Annotated in this window: 23 protein-coding genes; 11 read left to right on the top strand and 12 right to left on the bottom strand. The window is 73.4% G+C overall.

The features are described from left to right. Positions 1-31 precede the first annotated feature (31 nt). From PV342_RS15690 to PV342_RS15675, 4 genes are all read right to left on the bottom strand, one after another. Entirely contained in the window at positions 32-643 is a 612-nt protein-coding gene (locus tag PV342_RS15690; RefSeq protein ID WP_400798930.1) for a nucleoside triphosphate pyrophosphatase, read from the bottom strand. Positions 644-657: 14 nt separating this feature from the next. Continuing rightward, the gene (mmpB, locus tag PV342_RS15685; RefSeq protein ID WP_018561319.1) at positions 658-789 is read right to left on the bottom strand and encodes a morphogenic membrane protein MmpB; all 132 of its coding nucleotides are present in this window, start codon (positions 787-789) and stop codon (positions 658-660) included. Between the two features lie 91 nt (positions 790-880). Continuing rightward, a complete protein-coding gene (locus PV342_RS15680) occupies positions 881-1,087 on the bottom strand; it encodes an acyl-CoA carboxylase subunit epsilon (protein ID WP_360998562.1) in 207 nt (68 codons plus the stop codon). Between the two features lie 15 nt (positions 1,088-1,102). Beyond that, a complete protein-coding gene (locus tag PV342_RS15675; RefSeq protein ID WP_018561321.1) occupies positions 1,103-2,692 on the bottom strand; it encodes an acyl-CoA carboxylase subunit beta in 1,590 nt (529 codons plus the stop codon). Between the two features lie 217 nt (positions 2,693-2,909). On the opposite strand from PV342_RS15675, the gene PV342_RS15670 reads away from it, so the two are divergent. The 5 genes from PV342_RS15670 (at position 2,910) to hutH (ending at position 9,007) form a co-directional block, all read left to right on the top strand. Further along, positions 2,910-3,752 (top strand): biotin--[acetyl-CoA-carboxylase] ligase, encoded by an 843-nt coding sequence (locus PV342_RS15670; protein WP_400798926.1) that lies wholly within the window; start codon positions 2,910-2,912, stop codon positions 3,750-3,752. A gap of 91 nt (positions 3,753-3,843) precedes the next feature. Beyond that, positions 3,844-4,992 carry an adenylate/guanylate cyclase domain-containing protein gene (locus PV342_RS15665; protein WP_400798924.1) on the top strand — a complete coding sequence of 383 codons (1,149 nt, stop codon included), beginning with the start codon at positions 3,844-3,846 and terminating at the stop codon, positions 4,990-4,992. A gap of 233 nt (positions 4,993-5,225) precedes the next feature. Continuing rightward, the gene (locus PV342_RS15660) at positions 5,226-6,029 is read left to right on the top strand and encodes an enoyl-CoA hydratase/isomerase family protein (protein ID WP_089224316.1); all 804 of its coding nucleotides are present in this window, start codon (positions 5,226-5,228) and stop codon (positions 6,027-6,029) included. A gap of 98 nt (positions 6,030-6,127) precedes the next feature. Further along, positions 6,128-7,279, top strand: coding sequence for a diguanylate cyclase domain-containing protein (locus PV342_RS15655; protein ID WP_360998558.1), 1,152 nt, complete (start codon positions 6,128-6,130; stop codon positions 7,277-7,279). Between the two features lie 147 nt (positions 7,280-7,426). Further along, on the top strand, positions 7,427-9,007 hold the full coding sequence (gene hutH / locus PV342_RS15650; protein ID WP_500317607.1) for a histidine ammonia-lyase: 1,581 nt from the start codon (positions 7,427-7,429) through the stop codon (positions 9,005-9,007). Positions 9,008-9,053: 46 nt separating this feature from the next. Here the strand turns inward: hutH and PV342_RS15645 are convergent, their stop codons facing one another. Beyond that, a complete protein-coding gene (locus PV342_RS15645) occupies positions 9,054-9,344 on the bottom strand; it encodes a hypothetical protein (protein WP_018561327.1) in 291 nt (96 codons plus the stop codon). A gap of 189 nt (positions 9,345-9,533) precedes the next feature. On the opposite strand from PV342_RS15645, the gene PV342_RS15640 reads away from it, so the two are divergent. After that, positions 9,534-9,953, top strand: coding sequence for a hypothetical protein (locus PV342_RS15640; RefSeq protein WP_500317509.1), 420 nt, complete (start codon positions 9,534-9,536; stop codon positions 9,951-9,953). 247 nt (positions 9,954-10,200) lie between these two features. Next, positions 10,201-11,490 carry a L,D-transpeptidase gene (locus PV342_RS15635; protein WP_386991618.1) on the top strand — a complete coding sequence of 430 codons (1,290 nt, stop codon included), beginning with the start codon at positions 10,201-10,203 and terminating at the stop codon, positions 11,488-11,490. A gap of 101 nt (positions 11,491-11,591) precedes the next feature. Here PV342_RS15635 and PV342_RS15630 read toward each other — a convergent pair whose 3' ends face one another. The 3 genes from PV342_RS15630 to xylB form a co-directional block, all read right to left on the bottom strand. Beyond that, positions 11,592-12,479 (bottom strand): prohibitin family protein, encoded by an 888-nt coding sequence (locus PV342_RS15630; protein WP_018561330.1) that lies wholly within the window; start codon positions 12,477-12,479, stop codon positions 11,592-11,594. A 147-nt stretch (positions 12,480-12,626) separates the two neighbouring features. Further along, positions 12,627-13,778, bottom strand: coding sequence for an ROK family protein (locus tag PV342_RS15625; protein WP_386991680.1), 1,152 nt, complete (start codon positions 13,776-13,778; stop codon positions 12,627-12,629). A gap of 168 nt (positions 13,779-13,946) precedes the next feature. Then, positions 13,947-15,359: a xylulokinase gene (gene xylB, locus PV342_RS15620; RefSeq protein WP_386991620.1), complete on the bottom strand. Its 1,413-nt coding sequence runs from the start codon at positions 15,357-15,359 to the stop codon at positions 13,947-13,949. Positions 15,360-15,432: 73 nt separating this feature from the next. Here xylB and xylA point away from each other — a divergent pair, with 73 nt between their 5' ends. Both xylA and PV342_RS15610 read left to right on the top strand, forming a co-directional pair. Next, the gene (xylA, locus tag PV342_RS15615; RefSeq protein WP_360998546.1) at positions 15,433-16,602 is read left to right on the top strand and encodes a xylose isomerase; all 1,170 of its coding nucleotides are present in this window, start codon (positions 15,433-15,435) and stop codon (positions 16,600-16,602) included. 53 nt (positions 16,603-16,655) lie between these two features. After that, positions 16,656-17,159: a GNAT family N-acetyltransferase gene (locus PV342_RS15610; protein ID WP_386991623.1), complete on the top strand. Its 504-nt coding sequence runs from the start codon at positions 16,656-16,658 to the stop codon at positions 17,157-17,159. Between the two features lie 22 nt (positions 17,160-17,181). On the opposite strand, the gene PV342_RS15605 is transcribed toward PV342_RS15610, so the two are convergent. The 3 genes from PV342_RS15605 to PV342_RS15595 form a co-directional block, all read right to left on the bottom strand. After that, positions 17,182-18,192 (bottom strand): aldo/keto reductase, encoded by a 1,011-nt coding sequence (locus tag PV342_RS15605; protein ID WP_386991625.1) that lies wholly within the window; start codon positions 18,190-18,192, stop codon positions 17,182-17,184. 79 nt (positions 18,193-18,271) lie between these two features. After that, complete coding sequence (locus tag PV342_RS15600; RefSeq protein ID WP_500317506.1) at positions 18,272-19,084, bottom strand: hypothetical protein; 813 nt, start codon at positions 19,082-19,084, stop codon at positions 18,272-18,274. A gap of 390 nt (positions 19,085-19,474) precedes the next feature. Then, positions 19,475-20,812 (bottom strand): hypothetical protein, encoded by a 1,338-nt coding sequence (locus tag PV342_RS15595; protein WP_500317504.1) that lies wholly within the window; start codon positions 20,810-20,812, stop codon positions 19,475-19,477. Between the two features lie 322 nt (positions 20,813-21,134). Here PV342_RS15595 and PV342_RS15590 point away from each other — a divergent pair, with 322 nt between their 5' ends. Then, the gene (locus tag PV342_RS15590) at positions 21,135-22,580 is read left to right on the top strand and encodes an ABC transporter permease (RefSeq protein ID WP_500317502.1); all 1,446 of its coding nucleotides are present in this window, start codon (positions 21,135-21,137) and stop codon (positions 22,578-22,580) included. Between the two features lie 106 nt (positions 22,581-22,686). After that, positions 22,687-23,373 (top strand): ABC transporter ATP-binding protein, encoded by a 687-nt coding sequence (locus tag PV342_RS15585; RefSeq protein ID WP_500317500.1) that lies wholly within the window; start codon positions 22,687-22,689, stop codon positions 23,371-23,373. Positions 23,374-23,427: 54 nt separating this feature from the next. Here the strand turns inward: PV342_RS15585 and PV342_RS15580 are convergent, their stop codons facing one another. Further along, positions 23,428-23,940 (bottom strand): hypothetical protein, encoded by a 513-nt coding sequence (locus PV342_RS15580; RefSeq protein ID WP_391577496.1) that lies wholly within the window; start codon positions 23,938-23,940, stop codon positions 23,428-23,430. Positions 23,941-24,099: the final 159 nt, after the last annotated feature.

Genomic DNA, 24,099 nt, shown 5'->3' with positions numbered 1-24,099 from the left:
TCCGAGCTGGACGGTCCGAGCGGGCGGCCGATCAGACCCAGAAGTCGGTGATGCGCAGGTCCAGCCCAACGAAGAGCCGGCGCAGCAGCGGCAGCGAGATGCCGATGACGTTGCCGTGGTCGCCCTCGATGCCCTCGACGAACGGCGCCGAGCGGCCGTCGAGGGTGAAGGCGCCGGCCACGTGCATCGGCTCGCCCGAAGCGACGTAGGCGGCGATCTCGGCGTCGTCCGGGGTGCCGAACCGCACCGTGGTGGAGGCGGTCTCCGAGACGCGGCGGCCGGTGGCGAGGTCGATGACGCAGTGCCCGGTCCGCAGCACGCCGGAGCGGCCGCGCATGGACTTCCAGCGGGACGTCGCGTCCTCGGCGTCGGCCGGCTTGCCCAGTGCGACTCCGTCCAGGTCCAGGACGGAGTCGCAGCCGATGACGACCTCGCCGTCGGAGAGCCCCGCGGCGACCGCGGAGGCCTTGGCCTCGGCCAGTATCCGGGCGAGCTCGGCGGGGCTGCCGGCGCTGATCGCGTCCTCGTCGACACCGCTGACGACGACCCGCGGGTCGAGCCCGGCCTGCTTCAGCAGGCCCAGGCGCGCGGGCGAGGCGGAGGCGAGGACGAGCGGGCGGGGGCTGCGGCTGCTGTCGGTCATGACCGTCATCGTAGTCAGCAGCGCCAGGCCACCAGGGCGGTGATCAGGGGGACGGCGACCGCGATCACGAGCATCGCGCGGCGCAGCATCGCCTGCGCCTGCCGCATCTCCTCGGGGGGTTCGTCGGACGGGTCTGACCACAGCATGCCGTCCAGGTTGCGCCGTGGAGAACGCCCGCGCCTGAGTACGGGTACTCAGGCGCGGGCGGGCAAGCGGACCAATTCCGTCCGCCGGGGGTCAGTGCGGCCAGTAGGTGCTGCGCCAGGACGCCGGCGCCGGGCGCGGCATCCGGCCGGGCACGTTGCGCGCCGGGGAGGCCCACTCGTCGGCTGCCCGCGGGCCGTCGGCGGGCCCCGCGGCCGCCGCGGCCCGGGCCTGGACGAGGGCTATGACGGCCGCCAGCTCCTCGGGGGTCGGGTTGCCCCGTTCGACCTTGATCACCATTGCTGGGCGCGCTCCTTACAGGGGGATGTTGCCGTGCTTCTTGGGGGGCAGGCTCTCGCGCTTGTTGCGCAGCGTCCGCAGGGCCTTCACCAGGTGCATGCGGGTCTCCGACGGCAGGACGACCGCGTCGACGTAGCCGCGCTCCGCGGCGACGTACGGGTTGAGCAGGGTGTCCTCGTACTCCCGCATCAGCTGGGCGCGCAGCGCCTCCGCCTCCTCGGGGGAGCCGGCCTCGGCCAGGGTGCGGCGGTGCAGGATGTTGACGGCGCCCTGGGCGCCCATGACGGCGATCTGGGCGGTCGGCCAGGCCAGGTTGAGGTCCGCACCGAGGTGCTTGGAGCCCATGACGTCGTAGGCGCCGCCGAAGGCCTTGCGCGTGATGACGGTGATCAGCGGGACGGTGGCCTCGGCGTACGCGTAGATCAGCTTGGCGCCGCGCCGGATGATGCCGTTCCACTCCTGGTCGGTGCCGGGCAGGAAGCCGGGGACGTCGACGAAGGTGATGACCGGGACGTTGAAGCTGTCGCAGGTGCGGACGAAGCGCGCCGCCTTCTCGCTGGCGTCGATGTCCAGGCAGCCGGCGAACTGCATCGGCTGGTTGGCGACGACGCCGACCGGGCGGCCCTCGATCCGGCCGAAGCCGGTCACGATGTTGGGCGCGAACAGCGCCTGGGTCTCCAGGAACTCGCCGTCGTCCAGGACGTGCTCGATGACCTGGTGCATGTCGTACGGCTGGTTCGCCGAGTCCGGGATCAGGGTGTCGAGCTCCAGGTCCTCCGCGGACACCTCGGACTCCGCCTCCTGCGGGAAGGCGGGGGCCTCCTGGAGGTTGTTGGACGGCAGGTAGGACAGCAGCGCCTTGACGTACTCGATGGCGTCCTTCTCGTCACCGGCCATGTGGTGCGCGTTGCCGGAGACGGTGTTGTGCGACCGGGCGCCGCCCAGTTCCTCGAAGCCGACGTCCTCACCGGTGACGGTCTTGATGACGTCCGGGCCGGTGATGAACATGTGCGAGGTCTGGTCGACCATCACCACGAAGTCGGTGATGGCGGGGGAGTAGACCGCGCCGCCCGCGCAGGGGCCGAGGACGAGGGAGATCTGCGGGATGACGCCGGAGGCGTGGGTGTTGCGCCGGAAGATCTCCCCGTACAGGCCGAGTGAGGTGACGCCCTCCTGGATGCGCGCGCCCCCGGAGTCGTTGATGCCGATGACCGGGCAGCCGGTCTTCAGCGCCCAGTCCATGACCTTGACGATCTTCTCGCCGAAGACCTCGCCGAGCGCGCCGCCGAACACGGTGAAGTCCTGCGAGAACACGGCCACCGGACGGCCGTCCACGGTGCCGTGGCCGGTGACGACGCCGTCGCCGTAGGGGCGGTTCCGCTCCAGGCCGAAGTTGGTCGAGCGGTGCCGGGCCAGCTCGTCCAGTTCGACGAAGGAGCCCTCGTCCAGCAGTAGTTCGATGCGCTCACGCGCGGTCAGCTTGCCCTTGGCGTGCTGTTTCTCCACCGCACGCGCCGAGCCGGCGTGGGTCGCCTCGTCGATCCGGCGGCGCAGGTCCGCCAGCTTGCCCGCAGTGGTGTGGATGTCGATCTCCGGCTCGGCCATGGGAGGCGGCTCTCCTGCTCTCGTCGGGTCGTGCTGAGGGTGTGACGTGACTCGCGAGTAATACTGTTTTCGTAGCGTAACCGCGTGGATGCTGCCCGGTCAGTGCGGCGTTGGCCACACTCCACTCCCAGGGTCCGCCTTCCCGGCCGCCGCGTCGTCCCGGACCCGGACGGGCCGCGTCCGCGGCGATCCGCAGGGCAGACCCTAGGCTGGACACATGACCTCGAACCGCTGGTCCGACCTGGAGCGACCGCCGCTCAACGCGGCCGCCCTGCGCCGTGCGATCGTCACCCCCGACAGCATGTGGACCGACCTGGACGTGGTGGGCTCCACCGGCTCCACCAACAGCGACCTGGGCGCCCGGGCCCGGGAGGGCACCGCCGAGGGCGCCGTTCTGGTCGCCGAGGAGCAGTCCGCGGGCCGCGGCCGCCTGGACCGCCAGTGGCAGGCCCCCGCCCGCTCCGGGCTCTTCTTCTCCGTGCTGCTGCGGCCGACCGCCGTCCCGCCGCGGCGCTGGGGCTGGCTGCCGCTGCTGGCCGGCGTGGCGACGGCCACCGCCGTGGCGCGGACGGCGGGCGTCGACACCGGGCTGAAGTGGCCCAACGACGTGCTCGTCACCGTCGACGGCGAGGAACGCAAGACCGGCGGCATCCTCGCCGAGCGCGTCGGCGACGACGCCGTGGTGATCGGCATCGGCCTCAACGTCACGCTCCGCGAGGAGGAGCTGCCGGTCCCGGCCGCGGGCTCGCTGGCGCTCGCCGGGGCCAAGGGCACCGACCGAGATCCGCTGCTGCGCGCGGTGCTGCGTTCGCTCGCCGACTGGTACGGCGAGTGGCTGCGCGCCGACGGCGACCCCACCGCCTCCCGGCTGCAGCAGGCGTACGCCGCCGGCTGCGTGACACTCGGCCGCACCGTGCGTGCCGAACTCCCGGGTGGGGGCGAGGTCAGCGGGCGTGCGGTGGCCGTCGACGACGACGGGAGGCTGGTCGTCGCGACCGCCGAGGGCGAGCGGGCGGTCGGCGCCGGCGACGTCGTCCACGTACGCCCGGCGGGAGAGTGAGCCAGGACACACCTGCCGTATTGTTGAGGCGGCAGCCTCCGACGCGGTGATCGGAAGGGCCGGTGCGCAGGGACTCAGGAGGGGGCGGGCGGTGACCGTGGACGACGCGAGCGACCTCCCGCCGCACGAGGAGCCGGGCGGCCGGCACGGCGGGCAGCCGGAACCCGAGGAGCTCGAAGAGCCCGAGGAACGGGGCGGATCCGCCCGCGCGGACGCCGTCGAGGAGGATCCGATCGCGCTCCGCCTGGAGCACCTGATCCTCGGCTCCGGACGGCACTACACACCCTTTCAGGCGGCTCGCAGCGCCGGCGTCTCCATGGACCTCGCCGCCCGGTTCTGGCGCGCGATGGGCTTCGCCGACATCGGCCAGGCTCGCGCGCTGACCGAGGCCGACGTCCTGGCGCTGCGGCGCCTGGCCGGCATGGTCGAGGCCGGGCTGATCAGCGAGAGCACGGCGATCCAGGTCGCCCGGTCCACCGGTCAGACCACGGCCCGGCTGGCCGAGTGGCAGACCGACTCCTTCCTGGAGGAGCTCACCGAGCCGCCCGAACCCGGCATGACCCGGGGCGAGGTGGCCTATCCGCTGGTCGAGCTGCTGCTGCCGGAGCTGGAGGAGTTCCTGACGTACGTGTGGCGCCGGCAGCTCGCCGCGGCCACCAGCCGGGTCGTCCGCTCCGACGACGAGGAGGCCGTGGACCGCCGGCTCGCGGTCGGCTTCGCGGACCTCGTCGGCTTCACCCGGCTCACCCGCCGGCTGGAGGAGGAGGAACTCGGGGAGCTGGTCGAGGCGTTCGAGACCACGGCCGCCGACCAGGTGGCCGCGCACGGCGGGCGGCTCATCAAGACCCTCGGCGACGAAGTGCTGTTCGTCGCGGACGACGCCGGCACGGCCGCCGAGATCGGCATACGGCTCATCGAGACGATGAACGGCGACGAGACGATGCCGGCGCTGCGCGTCGGCATGGCCTTCGGCACCGTCACGACCCGCATGGGCGACGTCTTCGGCACCACGGTGAACCTGGCGAGCCGGCTGACCTCGATAGCGCCCCGGGACGCGGTGCTCGTCGACGGCGAGCTGGCGCAGGCGCTCGTCGCGGCGGGCGAGGCACCCGAGTCGGAGGCGGAGATCGCGGCCGGGTCGGAGGAGAAGTACCGCTTCGGGCTGCAGCCCATGTGGCGGCGGCCGGTGCGCGGTCTCGGCGTGGTCGAGCCCTGGCTGCTGAGCCGCCGGGGCGGCTGAGCCCGGCGGGCGGCCGCTCCCGGGAGAGCGCCGCGCGCGGTCGCCGGCCCGGGCGGACCAGATGGCCGTCGGCGCCCACGCCGAGCCCGGCGGGCAGCGGCGGTCTCGGCGTCGCGGCCGGCCGGCACCAGCGCCCGTCGTACCCGGGGAGCATGACGTCGAGGACGGGTGCGCCCACTACGCTGACCGTCGACGTTCACGATCGTTAACGGCGACCCGGAGGTGGCGGCGCGATGGCCGAGCAGCGGTTTGGCGAGTGGGTGGCGGTACGCAGGCACGGTGACGCCGGGCGGGTGGCGGAACTGGTGCTGGACCGGCCCAAGGCGATGAACGCCATCTCGACGGACATGGCCCGGGCGGTCACCGAGGCGTGCGAGGCGCTGTCCGGCGACCGGTCGGTGAGCTGCGTCGTGCTCACCTCGACCCACGAGCGGGCGTTCTGCGTGGGCGCCGACCTCAAGGAGCGCAACTCCTTCACCGACGCCGACCTCGGGCGGCAGCGCCCGTACACGCGCGCGGCGTACACGGCCGTGCTGGAGCTGGCGATGCCGTCGGTGGCCTCGGTGCACGGCTTCGCCCTCGGCGGCGGCTACGAGCTGGCGCTGGCGTGCGACGTGATCGTCGCGGACCCGACGGCCGTCGTGGGACTGCCGGAGGTCACGGTGGGCGTGATCCCCGGCGGTGGCGGCACGCAGCTGCTGCCGCGCCGGGTGGGCGCGGCACGGGCGGCGCAGCTGATCTTCACCGGGCGCCGGGTGCCCGCCGCGGAGGCGCTGGCGCTGGGCCTGGTGGACGTGCTCGCGGAGGAGGGCCAGGACCGTATGGAGGCGCTCGCGCTGGCCGCGCGGATCGCCGCGAACTCGCCGGTGGGCCTGCGGGCGGCCAAGCGGGCGATGCGGCTGGGCCAGGGCACGGACCTGCGGACCGGCCTGGACGTCGAGGACGCCGCCTGGCGCACGGTCGCCTTCTCGGGGGACCGCGCGGAGGGCGTCGCGGCGTTCAACGAGAAGCGCGACCCGGTGTGGCCGGGTGAGTGATTGAGCGGGAAATCGACCGTGCCGCCGGTGTGTAACGTGCGGGGCCGTGCGAACGTCGCAAACTGGTAAAAAGTTCTGCTGCGACAGGAGACGGGCGCATGGACGGCACCGGCGGGGACGCTCGACTGCGCGCCGTCGCCGAACTCGCGCGGGCCGTGGCGGCGGCGAAGTCGCCCATGGAGGCGGCCGTCGCCGCCGCGTCCTCGGCGCGGGTCGCGCTCGGCGGTTCCATGTCGGCGATCTCCCGCTGGGAGCGCGACCGCGGACGGCTGCGGGTCCTGGTCAACGACGGGGACCTGGCGCCCGGCGAGGAGCCGCAGCCCGCGGAGGAGGTGTACTCGGTCGCGGACTTCCCGGAGATCGTGGAGTTCCTGCACGCCAAGTGGACCGAGGGCGGCGAGCCGCACGCCTGGATCGAGACCGCCGAGGGCCCCGCGGAGGGCCGCGGCGGCGCCTACTGCCACCAGCGGGTGGCCACGCTGCGGCGGCGCGGCCGCACCTCCTGCGTCGTCGCCCCGATCCTGCTGCACGGGCTCGCCTGGGGCGAGCTGTACGTGGCCCGGGGGACGGGGCGGCCGGTCTTCGACCGGGACGACGCCGAGTTCGCGACCGTGCTCGCGACGCTCACCGCGGCCGGGATCGCCCAGACCGAGCGGCTGGCCGAGGTGCGCCGGCTGGCCTTCAGCGACCCGCTGACCGGGCTGGCCAACCGGCGGGCGGTCGACCAGCGGCTGGAGGAGGCGGTGGAGCGGCACCGGGCCGACGGGACCCCGGTGAGTCTGGTGGTCTGCGACCTCAACGGGCTCAAGCGGGTCAACGACCAGCTCGGGCACGCGGTCGGCGACCGGCTGCTGGTCGGCTTCGGCTCCGTGCTGTCGCTGTGCGGGGCCGCCCTGGAGGGCAGCCTGGTGGCGCGGCTGGGCGGTGACGAGTTCTGCCTGCTGTCGGTCGGTCACCGGGCGGAGGAGGTTGTGGCGGTCGCCGAGGAGCTGTGCGTGCGCACCAAGTGGCTGGGGCTGGGCGACGGGGTCGCGGTCGGGGTGGCGTCCACGGACGCCGAGATCGGCGTGGTGACCTCGGGGCGCCGGCTGTTCCGGCTGGCGGACGCGGCCCAGTACCGGGCGAAGGCCCTGCACTCGGTGGAGCCGGTGGTCGCCGGACGCGGGGCGCCCGAGGACCCGGTGGTGCGGCTCGCCGACCAGCCCGCGGGCCACGACGTGGAGCGGCGCCGCTTCCGGGGGCGGGACTGAGCGGCGGGGCGGCCCCGCGGCCGTGGACCGCGGGCCGGGGAACGGGCCGCGGGACCGGGCCCGGTGGGCGGGGCGGGGCGGCGCGGAAGAGGCCCGTCCGGCACGTGACAGGTAGCGATTCAGTCCGTAGGGTTCGTGAATATGAGTATGCATAACGTGGTGATCGGGGCCCACGGGGCCACGGCGGAGGACGTGCTGGCGGTGGCCCGCGGCGGTGCGCGGGTCGAGCTGTCTGCGGAGGCGCTGGCCGGGATCGCCGCGGCGCGCGAAGTCGTGGAGGCCCTGGCGGCGAAGCCGGAGCCGGTGTACGGCGTGTCGACGGGCTTCGGCGCGCTCGCGGTGCGGCACATCAGCCCCGAGCTGCGCGCGCAGCTCCAGCGCAGCCTGGTGCGCTCGCACGCCGCCGGCATGGGCCCGCGGGTGGAGCGCGAGGTGGTGCGCGCGCTGATGTTCCTGCGGCTGAAGACGCTGGCCTCCGGTCGTACCGGTGTCCGTCCCGTCGTCGCCGAGACGATGGCCGCGCTGCTCAACGCCAGCATCACGCCGGTCGTCCACGAGTACGGCTCCCTGGGCTGCTCGGGCGACCTGGCGCCGCTGTCGCACTGCGCGCTGGTGCTGATGGGCGAGGGCGAGGCCGAGGGCCCCGACGGTGTCGTGCGCCCCGTCCCCGAGCTGCTGGCCGAGCACGGCATCGAGCCCGTCGAACTGCGCGAGAAGGAGGGCCTGGCCCTCATCAACGGCACCGACGGCATGCTCGGCATGCTCGTCATGGCCATCGAGGACCTGCGCCGGCTGTTCACCGCCGCCGACGTCACTGCCGCGCTCTCGATGGAGGCGCTGCTGGGCACCGACAAGGTGCTCGCACCCGAGCTGCACGCGATCCGCCCGCACCCCGGCCAGGCGGCCAGCGCCGAGAACATGCGCCGTGTGCTCGCCGGCTCCGGGCTCACCGGGCACCACCAGGACGACGCGCCGCGGGTGCAGGACGCGTACTCGATCCGCTGCGCCCCGCAGGTGGCCGGCGCCGGCCGGGACACCGTCACGCACGCCACGATGGTGGCCGACCGCGAGCTGGTCTCCGCCGTCGACAACCCGGTCGTGTTCGCTGGGGGTACCTCCCAGGCCGAAGGCTCTGGGGGAGGCAGGGTGGAGTCCAACGGCAACTTCCACGGCGCCCCCGTCGCCTACGTCCTGGACTTCCTGGCCATCGCCGCGGCCGACCTCGGCTCGATAGCGGAGCGGCGCACCGACCGGCTGCTCGACAAGAGCCGTTCGCACGGCCTGCCGGCCTTCCTGGCCGACGACCCGGGCGTGGACTCCGGCCTGATGATCGCCCAGTACACGCAGGCCGCGCTGGTCAGCGAGAACAAGCGGCTCGCGGTGCCCGCGTCGGTGGACTCCATCCCGTCCTCGGCGATGCAGGAGGACCACGTCTCGATGGGCTGGTCGGCGGCCCGCAAGCTGCGGCAGGCGGTGGACAACCTGGCCCGGATCATCGCGGTCGAGCTGATGGCGGCGTCGCGCGCCGTCGAGCTGCGCGTGCAGGGCAGCGAGGTGCTGGTGGCCGCCCCGGCGACCCAGGCGGTGCTGAAGGCGGCACGCGAGGCGGGAGTGGGCGGCCCCGGTCCGGACCGCTTCCTGTCCCCGGACCTGGCGGCGGCGTACGACTTCGTGCGCGGCGGAGGCCTGGTGGCGGCGGCCGAGTCGGTGACCGGCCCGCTCGCCTGATCCCGGCCCCGTCCCGGCCCTGGGGCCGGGACGGGGTTGACGGGGCCTAGTACACGTCGCGGGCGCGGCGGCTCGCGTTGATCACGAGAGCCGCGCCCAGGCCGAGGAAGGCGGTTCCGCCGACCAGGTACGGCGTGGTGTCCACGCTTCCCGTGTCGGCGAGGTGCTGCCCCCCACCGGTGCCCGACCCGGTGGTGGTGGCGGTGGAAACGGACGACTGCATGCCCGTGTTCGCCGTGTGCTCGGCAGTGGCGGACGCGTTGGGCACGAAGTACAGGGCGCCGAGGACGGCTGCCGCCGTGATGGCGACGAAGGCGGGCGGACGGTGCGAGGTCAACGGATCCCCCAGCGGTTGCGGCGACTTGACCGTGAAAGCAGATGGTAGTGAGACAACCGCCGCGGAGGGAAGTTCGACCCCGGAACCGGAGCTTCCACGGGTTCCCGGAGGACCGCCGCGGGTATCCTTCGGCGCCGGAAGCGGACTGCCTGCGCAACGGGGGCCGTTCCCCCGCATACGCTCCGTCACATGAGCACTACTGACATCCCCACCGGGGAGAGCGGGCCGCGCTATGTGCGGCTCCAGGTGGAGCTGGTCCTGGAGATCACCGGGTCCGGCGAGCTGACCGACGCCGCGCTGGACCAGATCGGCGGCGACGAGTACATGCCGGACGACGAGCGGCAGCACGCCGAGGCGTCGGTGCGGCAGGACGAGTCGGAGGCGCTGGCGTACCTGGTCGATCCCTTCGACCTGGTCACCAGCGTGCCGGGGATCGAGCTGGTGCAGGCGTCCTGGTCCTGCGCCCACACCGAGTACGACCCCGACTCCGACGGGTGGGACCTCTACGACGACGAGGCCGACGACGAGGCCGACGACGCGGCCGACGACGCGGCGGACGAGGCCGACGAGGAAGCCGACATCGACGAGGAGGAACCGCGGGGGCGCTGAACGCGTCTTCGCCAGTGCATGACTCACCTGCCCCGGGCCCCTCACGGGTCCGGGGTTTCGCACGGGCCGCTGACCGCGCCCATGTCACGTGCGTCACGCACGTGTTCTTCCCCACACTTCCCGATGTGGGGGAACGGACCAAAGACCCTGGCAGTTCCTGAACGTACGAGTGAGGCTCGATCGAGGGCCGTGGCCCGCGACGCAAGCGGGCCGGGGGAACGCGTACCGGACGACATTGGAGATCTGTGTGAAGCGCGCCGAGACCGGCACAGCCACCGACACGAAGCTCTCTCGCAAGCGGCGAGCCGGGCTGGCAGCTCTGGCGCTGCTCGCCGTCGGGGCGATCACTCTGACCGCCTGCGGGGGAGACAAGGCGGGCACTGCCGGTTCCGACAACAACGCCAAGTCGCAGGCCTCGGTCGACGAGCAGGCGGCCAAGGACGCGTCGGACGCCCGAATATCGATCACCCCCAAGACAGGCGCCGAGAACGTCAGCATCAACACCGGCGCCAAGGTGCAGGTGGCCGAGGGCGAGCTGACCAGCGTCAGCATGACCTCGGTCGCCGACGGCTCCGACGTCGAGGGCACGATCTCCGCGGACGGTTCGAGCTGGGCGCCCAATGCCCCGCTGGAGCGCGCCACGAAGTACAAGATCGCCGCCGAGGCTGAGGACGGCAAGGGCCGCAAGGCCGCCGAGAACTCCACCTTCACCACCGTCAGCCCCGAGCACAGCTTCATCGGCTACTACACGCCCGAGAACGGCCAGACCGTCGGCGTGGGCATGCCGGTCTCGATCAACTTCACCAAGGCGATCGAGGACAAGAAGTCCGTGCAGTCGGCGATCACGGTCAGCTCCAGCAGCGGCCAGGAGGTCGTCGGCCACTGGTTCAACTCCACCCGGCTCGACTTCCGCCCCCAGGCCTACTGGCAGGCCGGCTCCACCGTCACCCTGAAGCTGAACCTGGACGGTGTCGAGGGCGCCCACGGCGTCTACGGCGTCCAGGAGAAGACCGTCAGCTTCAAGATCGGCCGCAGCCAGGTCTCCACGGTCGACGCCTCGACCCACCGGATGAAGGTCGTCCGCGACGGCAAGGTCGTCCGCAACATCCCGATCTCCGCCGGCTCCGACGAGAACACCACCTACAACGGCCAGATGGTGATGTCGGAGAAGTTCACCCAGACCCGGATGAACGGCGCCACCGTCGGCTTCACCGACGACGACGGCAAGGGCGAGTACGACATCAAGGACGTGCCGCACGCCATCCGCCTGACCACGTCCGGCACCTTCATCCACGGCAACTACTGGGGTGCCGACTCGGTGTTCGGCAACGTCAACACCAGCCACGGCTGCGTCGGCCTGAACGACACCAAGGGCGCCAAGGACACCTCCACCGACGCCTACTGGTTCTACAACAACTCGATCGTCGGCGACGTCGTGATCGTGAAGAACTCCAAGGACAAGACCGTCGACCCGGCGAACGGCCTCAACGGCTGGAACATGAGCTGGAGCGCCTGGAAGGCCGGCAGCGCGGTCTGAGACCGCTCGCCCGCCCCGAACGGCGGCAGGGGCCCGGAACCTCGCGGTTCCGGGCCCCTGCGGCGTTCCCGGCGCCTTCGGCGCCTGTCGCGGGCGGGCCGTCAGTTCTTCGTGCCGTCCACGATGACCGGGGAGCCGTTCGCGTTCGTACCGCAGGGCACCGCGTACACGGGGTGGGACTTCGCGGCCTCGCGGTAGGCGTCCAGGCACTGGTTGTAGAGCACCTTGTCGCTCAGCGACTTGGCGATGATCCGGTTGGCGCTCGCGATGCCCTCCGCCTCGATCCGCTTGCGCTCCGCCTCCGCCTTGGCCGTCCTGGCCGCCTCGACGGCCCGCTCGGTGGCCTGCTGCTGCTGGATCTTCTTGTCGATCTGCTCCTGCAACTGCTCGGAGGGCCGCACGTTGCGCAGGTTCACCGCGGCGACGTCGATGCCGCGCGGGGCGAGGCGCTGCTTGATCAGGGAGTCGATCTCCGAGCCGATCCGCTCGCGGGCGGAGGCGTACCCCTCCTCGCTGGTGTGCTTGGCGAAGACGTTGCGGATGATCTCGCGGCTGTCCGGCATCACCAGCCGCGACTGGATGGCCTCCTCGTTGCCCGCCAGCCGGTAGAGCTCGACGGCCCTGGCGGGCACCACGGCCCACTTGACGGTGACGTCGGCGTAGAGCACGCCGCCCTGCGAGGAGCGGACCTCGACCACGTCCTTGTCGTGCAGGTCGAGGTCGACGGGGCGGGTGGAGAACGACGTGACGTCGGTGAACGGCGACCTGAAGTGGATGCCGGAGGTCAGCGGCGAGCCGACCTTGCCGAAGGTCACCGGGACGCCGACCTCGTAGGCGCTGACGACGTGGACGCAGGCGAAGACGCCGGCCAGCACGCCCGCCAGGGCGCTGAGCGCCGCTCCCAGCCGCCAGCCGCCGGAGCTCTGGCCCCGGGCCACGAAGAACAGCACGACCGCCGCCACGAGCAGCAGGATGGACAGCACGAACACAGGGGTCCCCCTCAAGAGCCACGGACCGGCGCCGCCCCCCGGCCGCGCCGCGCAGCGCAGCGTAACGGCCGGGGGCGACGGCTCCGTGCGCTGCGTGACGAGCTGTTGCGAGGCTGTTGCGAGGGTGTCGCCGGGCTGTCCGGGGGGTTACCGCGAGCGCAGCGCCTGGGGGTCGTCCAGGACGGCGCGCACCACGCTGTACGCCGCGCCGAGCAGCACGCCCTCGCGGCCCAGCCGGGACACCCGCACGGCGTCCGCCCGCCACTGGCGGTCCGTCACGCGGCGGCCCAGCTCGCGCTCGACGGCCGAGCGCAGCCACGGCGCCAGCGAGGCCAGCGTGCCGCCCAGCACGACGGCCTGCGGGTCCAGCAGGTTCACCGCGCCGCTCAGCGCGATCCCGAAGGCCGCTCCGGCGGCCGCCAGCGCCTTGAGCGCCGCCGGGTCCCCCTGTGAGGCGGCCGCCTGGAGGGCCTTGAGCGCGTCCGGCCGCTCCGGGGCGATGCCCGCGGCACGCAGCACGGCCTCCTCGCCCGCGTACTGCTCCAGGCAGCCGCGTGCCCCGCAGGAGCAGCGCGGGCCCGTCGGGTGCACGGGCACATGGCCGAGCTCCCCGGCGAAGCCGCGCGCCCCGCGGAACAGCCGGCCGTCGACGACCAGTGCCGCGCCGATGCCGATCTCCGCCGAGACGTGCACGAAGTCGGTGACGCCCTCGTGGCCGCCCAGCCAGAGTTCGGCCAGGGCGCCGAGGTTGGCCTCGTTCTCGACGGTGACCGGGACGGGGGAGGCGGCGAGGCCGCCGCCCCCGGAACGCTCGAACCAGCCCGCGGCGTCGACGTCCTCCCAGCCGAGGTTCGGCGCCCGCATCACGACCTGCCGGTCCCGGCCGACCAGGCCCGGCACGGCGAGCGTAAGCCCGGCCGGACCCAGGCCGGCGGCCCGCGCCTCCCGCCGCACCTCGGCGACGAGCACCGCGAGTTCGCGCAGCACCTCCTGCGCCGGACGGCCGCGGTTGTCGGCCTCGACGCGGGCCCGGGCGCGCACGGTGCCGCGCAGGTCGACCGCGACGGCGGCGAGGTGGTCCACCCCGACCTCCGCGCCGAGGCCCGCGGGGCCGGTGTCGTTCAGCGCCAGGGCGGTGCCGGGGCGGCCGACCGTGCCGGGGCGCTGGGTGCCCAGTTCCACGAGCAGACCGGTCGCCAGCAGCTCGTCGACGAGGGTCGACACGGTGGCCCGGGTCAGGCCGACCTCGGCGGCGACGGCCGCGCGGGAGACCTCGCCGTGGTCCGCCACGGCTCGCATCACCAACGCCAGATTCCGCCGCCGCAACCCCGCCTGCGACCCCGGCCGTTCCGCCACGCTCCGGTCCCCTTCCGCTCTCGTCCGTCATCCGTCCTGGTCAACGTCCTGCCCCCACCCTCGCACGCCCGGCCCGCCGGACGGGCGACGGGCCCCGGGCGGGCGGGCGGCTCACCGCACGTCGAAGGCGTCGGCCAGCGCCGTCGCGAGGCGGTCCCGCGCGGCGTCGTCGCGCGGGACGGGGTCGTAGGAGGGACCGGCCGTGGTGTCCCAGCGGCGGGCGACGGCCTGCGGGGTCTCCCCGGTGAGCAGTCCGGCGGCCTGCGCGGCCGCGCCCAGGGCGACCAGCTCCTCCGCGACGGGGATCCGCACGGCCCGCCCCGACAGGCGCCGTACGGTCTCCCGCCACGCGGTGCCGCGGGCGCCGCCGCCGATGAGCAGCAGCGGCTCGTCCGAGCCGGTGCCGTCGACCGCGAGCACCTGGTCGAGGGCGGTGAGCAGGGCGTACGCCGCGCCGTCGTAGGCGGCCTGGAGGATCTGCCCCGGGGTGGTGTCGTGCCGCAGCCCGGTGAGCAGGCCGGAGGCGTACGGCAGGTTCGGGGTGCGCTCGCCGTCGAGGAACGGGAGCACGACCGTGCTGCCGCCCGCCTCGACCGCCTCGCGGTCCAGGGAGAGCAGCCCCGCGATCTTGTCGACGGCGAGGGTGCAGTTGAGGGTGCAGGCCAGAGGCAGCCAGTCGCCGTGCCCGCCCGCGAAGCCGGCCACGATGCCGGTGGGGTCGGTGGGCCGGGTGGTGGCGGGGGTGTAGACGGTGCCGGAGGTGCCGAGGCTCAGCGCGGGCTGGCCGGGGACGAGCCCCAGGCCGAGGGCGGCGGCGGCGTTGTCGCCGGTGCCCGAGCCGACCAGGACGCCCTCGCGCAGCGGCAGCCCGGGCAGGGTGACGCCGGCGGCCTCGCCGGGGCCCAGGACCCGGGGCAGCAGGGCCGGATCGAGGCCGATCTCGGCGAGCAGCGCCTCGTCGTACGTCTCGGTGTCCGTGGCCCACCAGCCGGTGCCGGAGGCGTCTCCCCGGTCGGTGACGCCGACGCCGCCCAGCCGCTCGGTGAGGAAGTCGTGCGGGAGGCGGACGGCCGCGGCGGCCTTGGCCGTCTCGGGCTCGTTCTCGGTGAGCCAGGCCCACTTGGTCACGGTGAAGCTCGTGCCGGGCACGCTTCCGAAGCGCTGCGCCCAGTGCGCGGCGCCGTGCCGCTCCACCAGGGCGTCGGCCTGCGGCGCGGACCGCACGTCGTTCCAGAGCAGGGCCGGCCGCAGGGGCCGGCCGACCGCGTCGAGGACGACGAGGCCGTGCTGCTGGCCGCCCACGGAGACGGCGTCGGCGCGCTCCGCGTACGGCCCGATCTGGGCGAGGGCGGCGCCGAGCGCACGCCACCACACCTCGGGGTCGGTCTCGCGGCCCGCGCCCTCGCTGACCGTGTGCCGGGCCTGTCCTCTGGCCAGTACCTCACCCGTCTCCACGTCGACGGCGAGCACCTTGGTCGACTGGGTGGAGCTGTCCACACCCAGTGCGATCGGTCCGTTACCCATCCTGCGGCTCCCTTCACAAAGCGGCGATGGCATATTAATTTGTTCAGTGGTCTTACGAATAGGAGCCGCCGCGATGAGTTTCACCCCCACCCCCGAGGACAAGTTCACCTTCGGTCTCTGGACCGTCGGCTGGCAGGGCCGCGACCCCTTCGGCGACGCGACCCGCCCCGCCCTCGACCCCGTCGAGAGCGTCAACAAACTGGCCGAGCTCGGTGCGTACGGCGTCACCTTCCACGACGACGACCTGATCCCCTTCGGCTCGGACGACACCGCACGCGAGGGCCACATCAAGCGGTTCCGCCAGGCCCTGGACGCCACCGGCCTGAAGGTGCCGATGGCCACCACCAATCTCTTCACGCACCCGGTCTTCAAGGACGGCGGCTTCACCGCCAACGACCGCGAGGTGCGTCGCTTCGCACTCCGCAAGACCATCCGCAACATCGACCTCGCCGCCGAGCTCGGCGCCAAGGTCTACGTCGCCTGGGGCGGCCGTGAGGGCGCCGAGTCCGGTGCCGCCAAGGACGTGCGGGTCGCCCTCGACCGCTTCAAGGAGGCCTTCGACCTCCTCGGCGAGTACGTCATCGAGCAGGGCTACGACATCCGCTTCGCCATCGAGCCCAAGCCGAACGAGCCGCGCGGCGACATCCTGCTGCCGACCATCGGTCACGCGCTGGCGTTCATCAACGAGCTGGCCCACCCCGAGCTCGTCGGCCTCAACCCCGAGGTCGGCCACGAGCAGATGGCCGGGCTGAACTTCCCGCACGGCATCGCCCAGGCGCTGTGGCACGGCAAGCTCTTCCACATCGACCTCAACGGCCAGACCGGCATCAAGTACGACCAGGACCTGCGCTTCGGCGCCGGCGACCTGCGCTCCGCGTTCTGGCTGGTCGACCTGCTGGAGTCGGCCGGCTACGAGGGCCCGCGCCACTTCGACTTCAAGCCCCCGCGGACCGAGGACATGGACGGGGTGTGGGCGTCCGCCGCCGGCGGCATGCGCAACTACCTCATCCTCAAGGAGCGCGCCGCCGCGTTCCGCGCCGACCCGGCCGTGCAGGAGGCGCTGAAGGCCTCCCGCCTGGACCAGCTGGCGCAGCCGACCCTCGGCGAGGGCGAGACCCTGGCCGGCCTGCTCGCCGACCGCGGTGCCTACGAGGAGTTCGACGCCGACGCCGTGGCGACCCGCGGGTCCGCCTTCGAGCAGCTGGACCAGCTCGCCATGGACCACCTGCTCGGCACCCGCTGAGACCGCGGGAAACAGGGTTGCCGCCGGGTCCGTCCCGGCGGCACCCTGCGGGGGTGATCGAACTGCGCGTGCTCACCCCCGACGACTGGCCGCTCTGGCGCGAGATGCGGCTCGCCGCGCTCGCCGACGCGCCGCACGCCTTCGGAGCCCGGCTCGCCGACTGGCAGGGCGACGGCGACCGCGAGGAACGCTGGCGCGACCGGCTCGCCCTGCCGGGCTCGTACAACCTGGTCGCCCTCGTCGACGGCAAGCCCGCCGGCATGGCCGGCGGCGTCCCCGGCGAACTGCCGGACAGCGCCGAACTGATCTCCCTGTGGGTGGCGGGCGAGGCCCGCGGCCGCGGCGTCGCCGACCTGCTGATCCGGGCCGTCGAGGAGTGGGCCGCGGGCACGGCGGGTGCCGCCCTGCTCCACCTCGCCGTCGCGGAGGGCAACGCGGTGGCGACGGCCCTCTACGTGCGCAACGGCTTCGAGGACGACGGAGGGCCCGGCGGGGTCATGCCGGACGGCCGGCCGGAGCGCGTCATGACGAAGCGGCTCGCGGCGGCACCGGCCTGAACCGGGCCGCCGCCGCACCGGATCACCAGGCGAAGGCCTCCGGGGCCGGGCCCGGCCCGGGGAAGATCTCGTCGAGACCCGCCAGCAGCTCCTCGTCCAGCTCCAGTTCCACCGCCCGCAGCGCCGAGGCGAACTGCTCCTGTGTGCGCGGCCCCACGATCGGCCCGGTGACCCCGGGCCGGGTCAGCAGCCAGGCCAGCGCGACCTCCCCGGGCTCCAGACCGTGCTTGCCGAGCAGGTCCTCGTAGGCCTGCACCCGTGCCCGGACGACCGGGTCGGCCAGCCCCGCCGCCGACCGGCCCACCTTGGTGCGGGCCCCGACGGCCTCCCGTTCCTTGCGCAGCGCGCCGCCCAGCAGCCCCTGGTGCAGCGGCGACCACGGGATCACGCCGAGCCCGTACTCGCGCGCGGCCGGGATCACGTCCAGCTCGGCGCGGCGCTCCGCCAGGTTGTACAGGCACTGCTCGCTGACCAGGCCCATCGAACCGCGGTTCGCGGCGGACTCGTTGGCCTGCGCGATCTTGTAGCCGGGGAAGTTCGACGACCCCGCGTGGAGGATCTTGCCCTGGCGCACCAGCACGTCGACCGCCTGCCAGATCTCATCGAACGGGGTGCGCCGGTCGATGTGGTGGAACTGGTAGACGTCGATGTGGTCCGTGCCGAGCCGCCGCAGGCTGGCCTCGACCGCCCTGCGGATGTTGAGGGCGCTGAGCCGGTCGTGGTTCGGCCACGACTCCTCGTTCCACGCCTTCCCGTCCTCCGACATGTTCCCGTAGACCTTCGTGGCCAGGACCACTTTGTCGCGGCGGCCGCCGCCCTGCGCGAACCACCGCCCGATGACCTTCTCCGTCAGCCCCTTCTCCTCGGCGACGCCGTAGATGTCCGCGGTGTCGAAGAAGTTGACCCCCGCGTCCAGTGCGGTGTCCATGATCGCGTGGCCGGCGGCCTCGTCCGTCTGCCCGCCGAAGTTCATCGTGCCCAGGACGATGCGGCTGACCTTGAGGCCGGTGCGGCCGAGTTGTGTGTACCTCATGGGGCATCAGCGAACGCCTTCGAGTGGACTCACGGCAAGGGTGTTCCCGCGCGGGGGACGGGGCCCGGGCCTGACGGCGTCATGCCGCTGAGGCCAGGCACTCCCGGCAGGTGGCCGGGGCGTGCCCGCGGAAGGGGCGTTCGCAGGAGTCGCAGGCCTGCCAGGGGACGGCCGCCCGGGGTGGCGGCACGGCGGCGGGCGGCTCCCCCGTGCGCAGGCGGTAGGCGAGCAGGCCGGCCGGACGGTGGGTCAGGGTCGGGGGCAGGTCCGCGGCGAGGGCCTCGGCGATGCTCCGGGGCTCGGCACCGAGGCGGAGCCACGCGGCGACACCGGGGGACAGCCGGGCGATGTCGCGCCGGGAGAGCAGCAGGCGGGAGTCGCGTACGCGGAGGGAGACGAGGACGGCCTCGGCGGCCTTGCCGAGGGCGGCCTCGCCGAGGGCGTCCTCACCGAGGGGGTGCGCGCCGGGAGCCGCGCCGTCCTGTACGGCCTCCGGGGCCGTGCCGCGGGCTTCCTCGCAGGCTCCGGCCGGGACGACGGGCGGGGGCGGGACGACGGGCGCGGGCGGCGTGGGTGCGGGCGCGGGGCCGTCCGGCGCCGCCGGCGCGTCCGCCCGCGGCACGTCGTGGACATAGGTCCGGGTGCGGATCCGCCCGTTCTCCTCGCGCACCACGACGCGCTCCAGGAATCCCTCCGCCTCCAGCTCGTTCAGCGCCCGGGCGAGTCGCTCCCTGCTCTCGGTGAAGTGCGCGCGCAGCGCGTCGATGCTGACGGGAACGCCGTCCGGGACGGAGAGGAGATAGGCGCCGACGCCGACCGTGACCGCGCTGCCGGGGCGCTGGGCGAGGCGGTTGGAGAGGATCGTGAAGTTCGCCGTGAGGCGGCGGCGCACGTGGACCACGCCGGCCGCCGGAGTCCCGGCGCGGGCGCGCGAGGGCGCACTAGACTGAGTGTCAGCCATGGGGAAGTGTGTCTTCCTTAACTGGTCAGGCCCCGGCCGGGATTGCCGTCCCCGCCGGGGCCGTCGTGCATGCGGTGTCGTCTGCGGCGACCATACCGCCCCCTCCCGGCACCTTCGGCCCACATCACCTGATCAGGTGATGTGTCGGGGCAGGGGGGGGTGCCAGTCCTTCTCAAGACGGTCCTTGAGGTGTCCGCTGCGCCACCGGCCCCCGGCCGCCGCCGTCCCGGGCCGGACCACCGGCGTCCGGTGCCCCGGCCTCCGGTGCTCCGGCCTCCGGTGCGGTCGGCCCCGGCCGCGCGGAGCCGCCCCGTCGCCGCTTCAGGCCGCCTGACTGTCCGTGACGCCCTTGGCGAAGTCGGCGCGCAGCCGGGCGAGTTCGGGGTCCGGCACCGCGCGCGCCCATGCGTCGGGAAGTCCGCGGACGGTGTGGTTCTTGGTGGTCGCGGCACTGTAGGTGGCCGTGCAGGTGAGCGACACGGTGCCGGAGGGCTTCATCTTCCGCTGGAAGGTGCAGGTCTTCACCTTGCGGCCGTCGAGGGTGATGGCGATGCTGATCTCCGCGTAGACGGGTTCGCCGGAGGCCTCCTCGTCGCCCAGGCCTTCATAGACCGAGTTCTGGAGGGTGAACCGGGCCGTGCAACTGCTGTTGCCGCAGGGGGAGAAGCGGGCCTTCCCCGTGGTGCTGAAGTCGACCGCCGGGTCGACGGCGGACCTCAGGGCGGAGAGGTCGCGCTCGTAGGCGGTCGTGAACGTCTCCCGGTCGGCGCCGGTGAGCGCGCCGACCGTGGTGTCGAGGCCGTCGGGAAGGGGCAGCGGGCCCGAGGCGGCGGGGGAGTCGTCGGCGGCGAGGCGCAGCAGGGTGCGGGGGACGGAGTCGCTGATCCAGAAGCGGCCGTTGGCCGTGGTCAGCACCTTGACGGGCCGTCCGGCGACGGTGGAGGACGCGACGGCCTCCGGGCGGCCGCGGCCGGCGGCGTCCCGCAGCAGGTCGGAGACGTTGGACGGATCCAGAGGGGTCGTCAGGTCGTCGATCTCGGGCAGGTCGGCGGAGGAGTCCATCCAGCGGTCGCCGATCCGGTCGAGGAGGTCGCCCGCGTAGCCGCGGTCCTTCCAGTACGCCTTGCCCGCCCTGGTCAGGCGGTGGTCGTCGGTGGTCAGCAGCCGCACCGTGGCGCCCTGGTCCTGCAGCGAGCCGCGGCCCCAGCCGCCGGGCGTGGTCTGCAGGTCGAAGGGCGTGCTCGCCCCGCTGTCGAGGGCGAAGTCGCCCCGGTAGGCGACGACCTGGGTGTTGCTCATCGTCTCCGCGGCCTCCCGCAGCATCCGCTCGGCCTCCGCGGCCGGGTCCCTGGGCGCGGCCGCCGACGGGCCCTTGCCGTCGCCGGAGCCGTCACCGCCCCAGGGCGCCCATATGAGGAGGCCGGCGACCAGGGCCGCGGTGGCCAGCCCGGCCACGGCCAGCAGCGGGCCGCGCCGGCGGGGCGGCGGAGTCGGGTAGCCGGAGTGCGGCGGGTACCAGGGCGCTCCCTGGTGGGCCTGGGGCTGCGGGGGGTACGGCGGCGCCGGCGGGGGCGGCGGTCCGAAGCCGCCGCCTCCCGTGCCGCCGGTTCCGTGACCGGGGCCCCAACCGCCGCCGCCCCACGGCGTTCCGTCCGTCATATGCGCGTCTCCCCACCTCGTGCGGCCACGTTCGGCCACCGACGACCCGTCAGGACGACCCCGCCGGGCGCCGGCCCTCTGATCCGGCCCGCGTCCCCGTCCCGGCCCTCCGCACATCCTCGGCAGGCCCGGCCCGTGGGGCGTACGGCCGGTCCAGGGCAAGGTACTGCAGTGGCAGCGGGGCCCCGGCGGAGGGGTTTCTCATGCGGCTCTCATCGGCCGCTCAGGCTCCCATCACCGCTGGTTCCTACGGTCACGGCAGCGGGCCGGGAGGCACGGTCCTCCCCCCGCCTCCCGTTTTCCCGACCCGGCGAGGAATCGCATGTTCTTCACGTATCTCCGGCGCGAACTCCGACGCCGCAGAAAGGCGGCGCTCGTCATCGCGATGGGCCTCGCACTGGGCATCGCCCTGGTGATCACCGTCAACTCGGTCTCGGCCGGCATGCAGCAGGCCCAGGGCAAGGTGCTGGAGTCGCTGTACGGCCTGGGCACCGACATGACCGTCACCAAGGCCGCCGACCCCGACTCGTCCTCCGCGGACCGGCCGCGCTTCCGGTTCGACGCACGCGGCGACGAGAAGGAACAGAGCAGCGACCGCGTCATGGTGCAGGGCTTCCAGTCGCTGAAGTCCTCGGTCGTCGACCAGGTCGCCGGGCAGAGCGGGGTCAAGGAGGCGGTCGGCGGGCTGAGCCTGGTGGTCATCAAGGTCAACGGCCAGTTCCAGCGCGGGGAGTTCCAGCAGTCGCCGGACAGCGGCAACCGGCAGCGGGGCCAGGGGGGCAACGGCGGGCCGCAGGGCACGGTGCGCGGCGGCGGCGCCGACTTCGACATCAACAACTTCACCGTCTACGGCACCGACGTCGGCCACCTCGACCTCGGCCCGATGACCTCGTCGAAGATCACCTCGGGGAAGGGCTTCACCAGCGCTCAGGGCAACGCCGAGGTGGCCGTGCTCGACAGCGCCTACGCGAAGCAGAAGAAGCTGACCGTGGGCAAGACGCTCACGATCTCCGGCACCAAGTTCGAGGTCATCGGCATCGCGACCGCCGACAGCGGCTCTTCCTCCGCCAACGTCTACATCCCGCTGAAGCAGGCGCAGACGCTCGCGGACGCCAAGGACGAGGTCACCACGGTCTACGTCCAGGCCGCCGACTCCAAGAGGATCGACTCCGTCAAGTCCGCGATCCAGAAGAACATCTCCGGCACGACGGTGACCACCTCCTCCGACCTGGCCTCCACGGTCTCCGGCTCGCTGTCCACCGCCTCGGACCTGGCGACCGACGTGGGCAAGTGGCTGTCGATCGCGGTGCTCGTCGCGGCCTTCCTCGTCGCCGGACTGCTGACCTCCTCCGCCGTCAGCCGCCGGGTGCGCGAGTTCGGCACCCTCAAGGCCCTCGGCTGGAAGAGCGGCCGGGTGACCCGGCAGGTCATGGGCGAGGCGATCGTGAACGGCCTCATCGGCGGCGCCCTCGGCATCGCCCTGGGGCTCGGCTGCGCCTATCTCATCACCGCCATCAGCCCCACCCTGGAGGCCACCGTGGGCGGGGGCGGCGGACCCGGGGGGCCGGGCGGCGGCTTCGGCCCGGGCGGCCCGGCACGCCGCGCGGCCTCCGAGGCGCTGCACATCTCCCTCCAGGCACCGGTGGAGGTCGACACCATCGTGCTCGCGGTGGTCCTGGCGGTCGCGGGCGGCCTGGTCGCCGGGACCTTCGGCGGCTGGCGGGCCTCGCGGCTGCGTCCCGCGGACGCCCTGCGCCGCGTCGAGTAGCCGGCACCCCCCCCGAGACCGGGGGCCGCGTTCCGCCACGTTCCGCACCTTCCCCCTGGCGTGGCGCGGCCCCCGCCCTTCCCTTCAGGACTTCAGGAGTCACCTCATGTACAAGCTGAGCGGCGTGACCAAGCGCTACTCGCGCGGCAAGGACGTCGTGGACGCGCTGCGCGGCGTCGACCTCGTGATCGAGGACGGCGACCAGCTCGTCGTCCAGGGCCCGACCGGCGGCGGCAAGTCGACGCTGCTGCAGATGCTCGGGGGCCTGGACCGCCCGACCGAGGGCTCGGTGGAGCTGGACGGCACCGACCTGGCCCGGCTGAGCGAGGCCCGGCTGACCAAGGTCAGGTCGCAGAACATCGGCATCATCTTCCAGAGCTTCAACCTGATCCCGACCCTGACCGCCCAGGAGAACGTCGAGACCGCCCTCGTCCCGCTGGGCGTCAGGACCTCCGAGCGCCGTACCCGCGCCGCCGAGGCCCTCGGCTCCGTCGGGCTCGGCGACCGACTGCACCACCTGCCCGGTGAGTTGTCGGGCGGTCAGCAGCAGCGCGTGGCGATCGCCCGGGCACTGGTGAAGCGCCCCAAGGTGCTGCTCGCGGACGAGCCCACCGGAGCCCTCGACGAGGACACCCGCGACGAGATCCTCGCCCTGCTGGACGGACTGTGGAAGGAGTACGGGCTGACCTTCGTCATGGTCACCCACGACTCGGCCGTCGCCCGGCGTGCGACCCGGGTCGCCACCATCAAGAAGGGCCGGGTCACCGTCACCGAGCGGACCCCCGCGGCCTGAGAGCGCCGCGCCCGACACGGCCCCCGGCGCCCGGCGCCGGGGGCCGCCCGGCGTTCAGTCCGTGACGCCCAGGTCCTCGCGCATCAGGCGCTGCATCGTCCGCAGCAGCGGTTCGGCGTCCTTCAGGGCCTCCAGCGCGGTCCGCGCGCTCTCGCCGTCCGCGGCGAGGCCGCGGTCGAGGCGCTTGGCCGCGGCGTCGGCCGCCGCGAGGACCCGGTTGACGTCCCGCGAGGCCTCCAGGACGCGTTCCGGGACGATCATCTGCGCCTCGGCGTAACGGTCCCGGTAGTCGCGGCGGGACTCCTCGACGAGGTCCCGCTCCTCGGCGGTGTAGACCCCGTCCCTGATCCGGTGCAGGGCGTCCTTGAGCAGCGTGTGGAACTGCCGCGAGGCCCGGTTCATCGCCGTGTACGCCTCCCGCCGCTCCCCGTGCACGCGCAGCCGCTCCGTCTCGGCGGCCTCCGCCAGGCGGCGCCGGTCGTCGCCGCGCTGGGCGAGCACGGGCGCGAACAGGGTGCCGAGCACACCGACCACGGCGGTGATCATCGCGCCGAGCGTGGCATTCATGGTCCGCTTCCTATCCCGCCGGGCGGCACGGCGCAAGAGACCGACGATCCCCGGACGGTATTTGTCGAAGCGCTTCGACTCATATCTGGACAGGGATATCGAGGTCCCGGTAGCGTCTTCGTCGAAGCGCTTCGATACTGTCGGGGGAGACGAAGATCC

Source organism: Streptomyces sp. PA03-3a (genome assembly GCF_033792735.1).
Taxonomy (GTDB): domain Bacteria; phylum Actinomycetota; class Actinomycetes; order Streptomycetales; family Streptomycetaceae; genus Actinacidiphila.
This window is presented reverse-complemented; position numbering and strand designations above follow the sequence as displayed.